We start from the raw sequence: 1,748 nt of genomic DNA on the forward strand, positions 1-1,748 counted from the left end.
TCCTGTCCCCGGCGATCGGCCCCGGCAGCCGGCTCGCCAACGGCGGTGCGAAGTTCACCCAGGGCCTCGACATCGCCAGCGTCCCCGAGTCGCTCCAGCGGCACTTCGAGGGGCCCGCGGCGACGGCCTGGACCTACACCGACATCTCGACCACCCGCGCCATCCCCGGGCTGCCCGAGGGGGCCGGCGTCGTGGTGGGCAGCCAGGTGACGCTGCCCGCCGACGACCACACGTACACGCTCTACTACCTCTACTCGCTGGACGAGGAGCGCGGGACGATGGCGCTCGTCATCCGTGCGCTCCTCACCGCGGGGGTGCTCCTCCTCCTGCTCGTCGCAGGCCTGGCCTGGCTGGTCGCGCGCCAGGTGGTCACCCCGGTCCGGATGGCCCGTCGGGTGGCCGAGCGGCTGGCCGCCGGCCAGCTGCAGGAGCGCCTGCGGGTGAGCGGGGAGGACGACCTGGCACGGCTGGCGACCTCCTTCAACCAGATGGCCTCCAACCTCCAGCGCCAGATCCGCCAGCTCGAGGAGCTGAGCCGGCTCCAGCGCCGCTTCGTCTCCGACGTCTCCCACGAGCTCCGTACGCCGCTCACGACGGTGCGGATGGCCGGCGACGTGCTGCACGACGCCCGGGCCAGCTTCGACCCCGTGACCGCGCGGGCCGCCGAGCTGCTCCAGCTCGAGATCGACCGCTTCGAGACCCTGCTCGCCGACCTGTTGGAGATCAGCCGGTTCGACGCCGGTGCCGCAGTGCTGGAGGCCGAGGACGTCGACCTCGTCGACGTGGCCCGCCGGGTCGTGGAGATGACCCGCGCCCTGGCCGAGCAGCGGCACACCCGGGTGGTCGTCGAAGCCCCCGCTCACCCCTGCCTGGCCGAGGCCGACCCCCGTCGGGTGGAGCGCATCGTGCGCAACCTCGTGACCAATGCCATCGACCATGCCGAGGGGCGCGACATCCGGTTGCTGGTGGCCGGGGACGACCACTCGGCCGCGATCGCCGTCCGCGACCTCGGCGTCGGCCTCGCGCCGGGGGAGTCGGCGATGGTCTTCAACCGCTTCTGGCGCGCCGACCCGGCCCGCGCCCGCACCAGCGGGGGCACCGGTCTCGGCCTGTCGATCTCCCTCGAGGACACCCACCTGCACGGCGGCTGGCTGCAGGCGTGGGGCCGTCTGGGCGAGGGTGCCCAGTTCCGGCTGACGCTGCCGCGCCGGCTCTCGCAGCCGCTGCGGCACAGCCCGCTCCCCCTGGTCCCGACCGACGCCCTGGAGTCGGCGTGAGACGGCCCGTCGCCCTCCTCGGCGTGCTGGCGGTCGTGCTCGGGCTGTCGGCATGCGTGCGGATGCCGACCGACGGTCCGGTGACCCAGGTGCAGGCGTCGAGCGAGACCGCGACCCCGCCGGGCATCGACTTCGACCCCAAGCCCCCGCAGCGGGGGGAGTCGACCTCCGAGATCGTCACCCACTTCCTGGAGGCGATGAAGGCCCGGCCGATCACGACCAACGTGGCCCGGCAGTTCCTCAGCCAGGACGCGCAGCGCGACTGGCGCCCGGACGATGCCATCGTCACCTACGGGGAGCTCGGTGACCCGGTGGGCGGCGACCTCTCGGTCGAGGTCCCGCTGACCACCGTCAACGAGTACGACGACCGCGGTGCCTGGCAGCGCTCGCGCGAGGAGGCGACCCTGCGGGTGGGGCTGACCTCGGAGGACGGCGAGTGGCGCATCTCGGAGGTCCCCGACGCGCTGGTCG

2 protein-coding genes are annotated in these 1,748 nt (G+C 73.6%); both read left to right on the plus strand.

Annotation, left to right across the window (positions count from 1 at the left end; translation table 11 throughout):
- A partial coding sequence (gene mtrB / locus ACXJKL_RS20450) for an MtrAB system histidine kinase MtrB (RefSeq protein WP_457208829.1) occupies positions 1–1,277 on the plus strand: 1,277 nt, incomplete at its 5' end.
- Positions 1,274–1,748, plus strand: a 475-nt coding sequence (locus ACXJKL_RS20455) for a hypothetical protein (RefSeq protein WP_457208830.1), incomplete at its 3' end; no start/stop codon positions are given. The genes mtrB and ACXJKL_RS20455, both read left to right, overlap by 4 nt.

Source organism: Nocardioides sp. P5_C9_2 (assembly GCF_054049555.1).